Here is a 7,345-nt window from a genome sequence, read left to right on the forward strand (position 1 = left end):
TGTGCCGCAAGCTGCCGCACAGCGCACCGGCACCATTGTTTGCCTGACTCGCCAATTCACGATTCCTTGGATCAGGTCGCCGCGTCTCCGTCGTCCAAAGACAGCATCTCCGTTAACACTTCAGGTACGGATCGACCCGTGATGAGAAACCGACTCGCACTCCGCCATGTGGTGAAATTGAACGCCGCTCCGTTGCCCTCTTTCAGTGGGTAGTACTGATTGGCGGGCTCGGAGTGCATGTCGTCGAGGACAAGGAGGCGTGTGGGGCTAATAGGGAACGTGATGATCGTTCCTTGACCTTCGATCCCGAATTTCTCCCTGGTTTCGTGCTGCAGCCCCACGGGTTTGTCCGAGGTGATGAAAGTGTCCCCGTTCGCAACAACGATCGACCACCGCTTCTGCACCAGATGCTCTGCAATCCGGATGGCATCCGAACGAACCAGATGCGCGAAGAAGCGATCGTGCTCGGCCTTCCCCCAAGCGCGATAGTCGTGCCAACCTTCGGTCGACACTGCGTAGCTTTTCCCATTGATCTCCATTATTTCGACATCTGGCGTGCCATCCAGCCGCTTTGGCGCGGCATCGTAAGCTTCCACAAGACGGGCGTGGATCGATTCCATCTGCGCACGAACGTCGGGATGACGCAGGTAGGTCACGGCCAGGAAAAGCGCCACAATCTTGCGCAAGCTGGTGCCATCGAGTGCAACATAGTCTTCCGCCAGCGCAGGCCATATCCGCGCGAGATCAGATTCAAGATCCATGAGAAGATCCTCAAGTGTCCAGTCTCGCTCCCCTGCCCCGGTAGCCGGTGAATAGAGGTACCGCTGGCCACAGACATTCCTGATGTTCGTTAGCTTCTCATCCCCATCTGACTCATCTCTCGAAAATATACAGACTTTCGGCTGTTTGGTTCTGCGGGTCTCCGGCGTTGCGTAGTAGCGCAGATAGAACTGCGGAACCCAGTGCTGGTGCTTGGGGCGATTCTGCGGGATGTCTTGGCTAGACATGTAAGAGACTTGAACCTAAAAGGGCTGGAGCGGCGAAGCCTGCCGCACCCGCGATTTCGTGCCGCCACTAACCACCGAGTGGACGCCGATTCCAGATTGCACTGCTATCCCGGAAGGTGTTCCAGTCGTCACCATGAATAACAGCTCTACATCGCGCTGGTCCAGTGCAAGTCCGGGGATCTGCATGACGGCGCGCCGTTCCACACTATGGCCCTGCCGAAACGCTTACTGCGCCAGCCTCACGGCGACCACGCCATGGCAAAGGCCCTAGCCGCCGTCTCGGTCCACGGCTTCGAAGTGGTTCTAATGGCCGCGGAGACCGCACTGGAGACCTATTCGAGAAAATGCATCCGACACTGTCGATCACCCGCTCTGCTCCACGATCCTCTCAAAATCATAGCTCCCCGGAACGCCAAGCTTAACGAGCTGTCCGACAATGCTGTCGATACGATTGCGCATCGGATGGCTGCGCGCGAGTAGCGATGGATCTTCGCGCGAGACTGCGTTCAACCAGTCCACCAGCAGACGACCTATTCCGAGTTCTACCCACAACCCTACATCAGTAGGCAATCGCTGGAGCCATGCTTCTGATGCGTGAAGGAAGAAATCGAGATGTCGTACTCGTGGTGCAATGAGCAACATGTTCATGGTACATAACGCGACGAAGGGAGTTGGCCCTTTCCGAACGAAGGGATGCAGTACGTCTAGTAAAGGATCAATGCGATCAAACACGGTTGGTACTAGGTAGCTGGTGGTGCCGCCGATCAGGTTATGGGTGTTAAACAACAGCTTGGCGACGACACCGCCGGTGTCACGATCAACCGACAGATCTCCCGGCCGTGGGTCGCGGTTCCAGTAGCGCAATTTCGAAGCGCGGGCCACCAACCGCCGACGAAGCTCCACCGCACGCTCGGGCGATCGCGATACTTCGTTGAAGTAGCAGACATCGGCGGCGTGGAGCACGATCTCCGAAACGTCTCCGAACGAGCGGTCCGGAAGTCCCTCGATCTGCGCGAGAAGTCCGTCGAACCGATTGTCGCCGACGTCCATCAACTCGTTTGCGACGAGGACATAGAAAACGTTGTTCCATTCCATCGGCTCCCTGTCCACTTCGACATGCGGTGGATGACCGAATCCGTTTTTCCTCGCGGACCAGGTAGCGTAGGCCCCGACGATCTCCGGATGCCATTCCCGTGCCACACCGTTGCCCGCCAGAAGATTCAGCCAAGGCGCGACAGCCTGAGTGTCAACGTGAACGCTCGCTTCCGGAGCCTGTTTTGGGGTTGCCGCGTCCTCGGAATTGTCGGTTCCCGCCGAGCGCGGGCCTCGAATACGTGTGTGTTGCCTGAGGATCGGCTCTTCCTCCGGAAAGGTGGGCCAGGCAGGTTCGGAACCGCCGTCCAGCCAAGCAGTCTCGGCTTCGAGAGCCAGGCGATCGGCGTTTTCCTTCTCACGCCCGTATCTCGCCGCGTCCGCCTTGTCCTCATGCCAGGGGCTGTGCCTCCAGCGGCTCGTCGCGAAGGCGACACGCGCGGCGGACTTCAGCAGACGCGGATCGGTTCCCACAACGACATCCAGCGCTGCCGAGAACGCCGGCACCGCACAACGGTCTCGTCGGGCTGCAGCGCGAAGCAACGCATCGCGATCGAAATTACGGCAGCGCCGGCGCCAAAGATGGATCAATGCCAGTACCGAGAGGGCTTGGGGATTGTAGGCAAGTGCTGAACTTGAAGTGCGGAAGCTGTCTCCCTCCCGGGACAAGGTGAGCCTGACAACCTCGCGCACCCAGTTCTCGTATTCATCCAGCAGCGCGTCGTCGCCGTCACGCGCCGCGAGCATCGCCGCAGCCGCAAGGCGGGTCGACCTCGATCGCAGCACATCGGAATCGGTGTCATCCGGCAGCTCGCCGTTTGCGAACTCCACCGATTCGCGGGCGACAGCCGTAGTGGCGTGCGTTAGGTCATGTATCGCGAGTTGGATCTTCGATTCGATTTCGCTGGAGCGGCGATGCCCACTGTAATACTCGGCGAGGCGAGCAAGATGCTCCGCCTCCGCCGACGGTGATTGATACTGGCGCTTGTCGCCGACGACGATCCAATTGCCCGCGTCAAGGACGTTGAGTGCATGGGCCCCCATGAAAGCTGGATCGCCGAAGTTCGAATGCGGAGCGTAGGTACCTGTCCTGATCACGGCGTCACTAAGCAATGCGCGCACGCCGTGTGACGCATCGTCGTCCCGAAGATAGGCCGGCAACAAGCTTTCGAGCGCTATACCCCGGGAAGGCTTCGCTTGGAGGTTGGCGAGACGCACCTTTCCGGTGGGTTCTTGGGCGATACCGAAGTCCATCGTGGCCAAGCGGTCATGCCCTGCTCGTCCTCTTTCCGTCGCCAGCAGTTCCGGGGACGCCATGAAAGGAACCAACAGATCTCGACTGGCAGGCCAATTGGACAGCAGAAGGTCGATCGCCACGAGGAGATACGCCGCACAGCTCCCATCGGGGCCGAGAACGTCAGTTATAACGGCGTCCAGCGGTTCCCCCGCCTCGATGCGACCGTGTCCCCAGGCTTCCAATGCCATCAGTGCGGAGGCAACCGAGTACTCGCGAGCTTGGTCACGCGACCAGAAGTACGTATGCGTCCATGGGAAGAACCGCGGACCAGTGCCGAGACCAAGTAGGAATCCGTTCGTTTCCGGATCGTTGTCGCCAAATTGGAAAGCCACTGCTACATCGACGAGCTTGCGCACGAGGTCGAGCCCCACGCCGGGCGACGCCTCCAGCAGGTCCAGGAACGGAGTCTGCGCAGGTGATGGCGGCAAGTAGTCGCCGTCGTTGAAACTGAACGCTTGGTCCCGATGGCGTCTGCTTTGGCCTCGAGGATCTGGCGGCGCGATCAAGCTGGCCGCAACGAGATCGGCGAGTTCTTGCGGCGCTACGCGTGCAATGACCGCGCTGAATGGACGGATCTCCTTGAACTTGAACCCGTCGTTCTCCACGGCGAGCGCACGCAGATAGGCCTTCGTCTGTTCCGGCGCGTAGGCGGATAGTAGCAAGGACACCGCCCTGAGCTCCGAGATCATGGACCTGCGGTCGATACGCAAGGGCGTAGTCCCCGCAGGAATCAGGACGTCCGCATCTTGCTCGTCGAGCTGGCGCAGCCAGCCGAAAAGCATTCCCGCGATAGGCGCGGCCAACCTCGGTAGACCGTTGACCACCAAGTACAGGACCTGCACCAGTTTGACTACAGATGCGATCGCCTGGAGCGGAATCTCTGCCGAATGGTGAATGCACCAGTCCACCAATCTAGCCGCGGATGCCGTGGTCGGCACGCGGATGTCCTTTGAGAGCGAGGATGCCCATGCGGCCGACTCTCCGGTCAGGTCTCGCGCCATGTCGGCAGGCGACACCGTCTCCACTGCGGTCACCGCAATGCACAGTTCGATTAGCAGCTCGCCGTCTTTAGAAAGAAGTGCTGCAGTGCAGCGATCGAGCAAGCTTGCCGAAAGCTCCGAGCGAACGATCGCCAGCAGCGCATGGCGTCGCCAGGAGCTGTGCGATCCGTCGACCGTCAGTCTTTCCAGAAGGGCAGGCCATCGCGAGCTATCGGTGGTGAGCTCCAATGCAAAGCGTCCAGCGAACTCCACTCCCCGCGCTAGCTTCGCTGAAGCTGGGACTCCAAGGTCAAGTGCGTTGAAGCCATCAGGATCCTCGTGCAAGCGAGCGCCCACGGCCCAGTCCCGAAGCACGTCGTGATAGAACCGCAGATGGTCTCGCCTGGGCTCTGTCAGAGTCTGGGATCGTAGGAGGTGGTTGCGCGCGGGCGAATCGTCCCGGACCTCAATCGCATTGCCACCTGCGAGCGCGGCGTCCGCGAGATCGGCCATCAGCCGCTGGGCCGCTCGCCGGTCGGCGGACTCCGCGGAGTCCGCGGTTTGCCACCAGTGGCTTGCAAGCGCCGCCTCCGACCGGATCGTCGTGGTTGACGGCACCTTGAGTAGTCTCGAGAGTCTGTACAGATTTCGGACGATGGCTGCGGCGGCGTGTCCAGGCGCCAGGAGTGCCCGAAGCTCGGGGGCATGCTCACGCAAGGTCTCGACTTCATCATCGTCAAGCTCGCCGATGACGACCGTGTGCAGCGGTCCAAGCAGCGATGCCAATTCCGGCGCAAGCCAGCCGTCTCCGTCGGCGCTGTATTCCGGCCGCGAGGTGGCGACGATCGACAAGCCTTCGATCGCTGCGACCTCCCGCAACAGATCATTGACTGTCCGGCGTCGCGCAGGAGAGGTGAACATATCGAGGCTGTCGATGAATATCACGCCGCCACCGCTCGTCGCCAGATCTGCCAAGAACTCCTGCGCCGTCGCCTGAAGATTCAACGTCTGCGCCAAGGCCGCCCAACCGCCCTCCGGCGTGCTCACCGGATCTAGGACGAGAACGTTGGATTGGACAGCGATGCGCTCGGCGGCATGCTTTAGCACCGCCGACTTGCCGACGCCAGGACCACCGCTGATCTCGACGAAGCGATGCTGATCGAGGGCCAGGTCGAGCGCATCGATTGCTTTGAGTCGAGGAAGCTGGACACCGGCGACGCTGTTGCCGATCTCGGCCAAGGCTTGTCGTGATCTCTCCGCCAATTTCAGCCTTGGTACGGAGAAGTCCCGGTCGCCTGCGAAGCGGAAGCCGCGGTCGGAGAGCAGCCCGCGCAGTTCGACGCGTTCGACGAATCCGCCTGCCTTCGCCCTCTCGAGCGAGATTTCGACCAGGTTGCTCCATAGCGCTTCCGCTCGCGGTGCATCCCCAGGGGCGAGGATCTGCCTGGCAACGAACAGCCCGTGTGTCCTCGCCAGCGGCGCACTCGACTCAAAGTCGAACTCCAGAATCAGGAACCGCCTGAAGAATCGCCAGATCGCGTCGTCATCGTCCGCAACCCCTGCCGCCACGAGGTTCGCGCGGAACGTGCCGGCGAATTTCCGCATGTCGAGCCCGGATACGCCTTTTGCCGCCAGTCGGCTGAAGAACTCGGCTCCGGTCGCAGCCTTGCGCGCCCATTCCAGAACGTCTTGGTATGGACCTGAGATGGCCCTACTCGTCCGTTGCGTCGCAATCGCAAGCCGATGCCTATCTTCGGGAATTCCCTGCGCGGCACTCCTGAAGGCTTGCCTGCAGACATCTTCGAATACCGTGTCCTTCGGGGCGAACGAGATTGTCCGCTTCGATTGGATCTCCAGCAGCATCTCACCAGTATGAGATGTTCCGTGGATCACCAGATCGTCGAGCAAGAAGCCTTGATCTACGCCTTGGTAACGAACGCGCTGGATGCGCGATCCCGGCAGCCCGCGCGGTTCGATGTCGGCAAGGAGCGCCAGCAGGTAGAACGCACCAAGCTCGCCTTCGATGTAGGCGCCGGCGCCGCCGCGTGCAGCGGGACTCGATTCATTTCTGACGGCAGTGGGATCGTCACGGTGCATTGCCATATTCTGCGCTGAATCGCACCCGGTTTCGTAGCCACCTAAAAATCTGAGCCCCCTGCCGTCCTCCCCTACCCCCGATAAATCAATCTAATCACGAACTTAGGTATGCCTAGTGGGCACGCCTGATAAAAGGCATTGCTGGCTGATGCTCGTTGGCCGCTACCAATACGAAAGGCTGGCTGGTCCACCAGTCAATCCCTGCCGATCAAATCACGCACGTGCTCAAAGGCTGCTAAGGCGCCTGATTTTCCTTCCGACAGATCGTCAAAGAAGAATTTTTCCAAGAATTCCCTAGGCCACATTAGGACGCTATTAGCATTTCTTTCGACTTGCCAAGTACTCGAAATATTGCTATCGACAATTTCAAAAACATCAATGGGAACAGACACCAGATTCCCCTCATCGTCCACCACTTCACATAAGGTTACGGGCCTTGGATAGATCTCGGAATCCGGATGCCAGCTCAAACCATACACCACGTATTCCTTCTTGCTGCTAAGGAAGAATGTCATCTGCTTTCGATTTTTATGGGCGAGTTCAGCAAGAACATTTCGCCAACCATCGTTCAATTTGACGCGCATCGCGTTATGACCTTTCAGTTCTCAAATTTTGTCTTTGGCTCTACGACTTGGCCTGTGGACTGATTCTGATATGCGTGTGTGGAGAACTTCTGTCCATCAGGAGCGGTATGTGTCGAGCTCGTTACTTTCGTCCAATCCGATTCTTGTCCTCCATGGACTGCGCTTAAGCGTGGTGAGTCTCGGAGTTCCTTTCCGCTAACTCCACCTGCTATGACCGTTCCATCTCCCGACATCACCTCAGCCAACTGTTGTTCACTGGCCATTGGACCGGCCAGCCTTTCGTAGACA

At 59.5% G+C, this 7,345-nt stretch carries 3 protein-coding genes; all 3 read right to left on the bottom strand.

Annotated features, from left to right (window positions below; translation table 11 throughout):
• Window positions 1-71: 71 nt before the first annotated feature.
• Entirely contained in the window at window positions 72-1,007 is a 936-nt protein-coding gene (locus tag IQ458_RS12790; protein WP_203323069.1) for a DUF4238 domain-containing protein, read from the bottom strand.
• 363 nt (window positions 1,008-1,370) lie between these two features.
• Window positions 1,371-6,473, bottom strand: coding sequence for an ATP-binding protein (locus IQ458_RS12795; protein ID WP_203323070.1), 5,103 nt, complete (start codon window positions 6,471-6,473; stop codon window positions 1,371-1,373).
• A gap of 194 nt (window positions 6,474-6,667) precedes the next feature.
• Window positions 6,668-7,057, bottom strand: coding sequence for a hypothetical protein (locus IQ458_RS12800; RefSeq protein WP_203323071.1), 390 nt, complete (start codon window positions 7,055-7,057; stop codon window positions 6,668-6,670).
• Window positions 7,058-7,345 lie beyond the last annotated feature (288 nt).

Origin of the sequence: Pseudoxanthomonas beigongshangi (assembly GCF_016820515.1) — a bacterium.
In the GTDB taxonomy this organism is placed as follows: Bacteria; Pseudomonadota; Gammaproteobacteria; order Xanthomonadales; family Xanthomonadaceae; genus Pseudoxanthomonas_A; species Pseudoxanthomonas_A beigongshangi.

Bases quoted from the DNA above. Each gene is read 5' to 3' on its own strand.
- IQ458_RS12790 (WP_203323069.1), bottom strand. From the start codon at position 1,007: ATGTCTAGCCAAGACATCCCGCAGAATCGCCCCAAGCACCAGCACTGG.
- IQ458_RS12795 (WP_203323070.1), bottom strand. From the start codon at position 6,473: ATGCACCGTGACGATCCCACTGCCGTCAGAAATGAATCGAGTCCCGCT.
- IQ458_RS12800 (WP_203323071.1), bottom strand. From the start codon at position 7,057: ATGCGCGTCAAATTGAACGATGGTTGGCGAAATGTTCTTGCTGAACTC.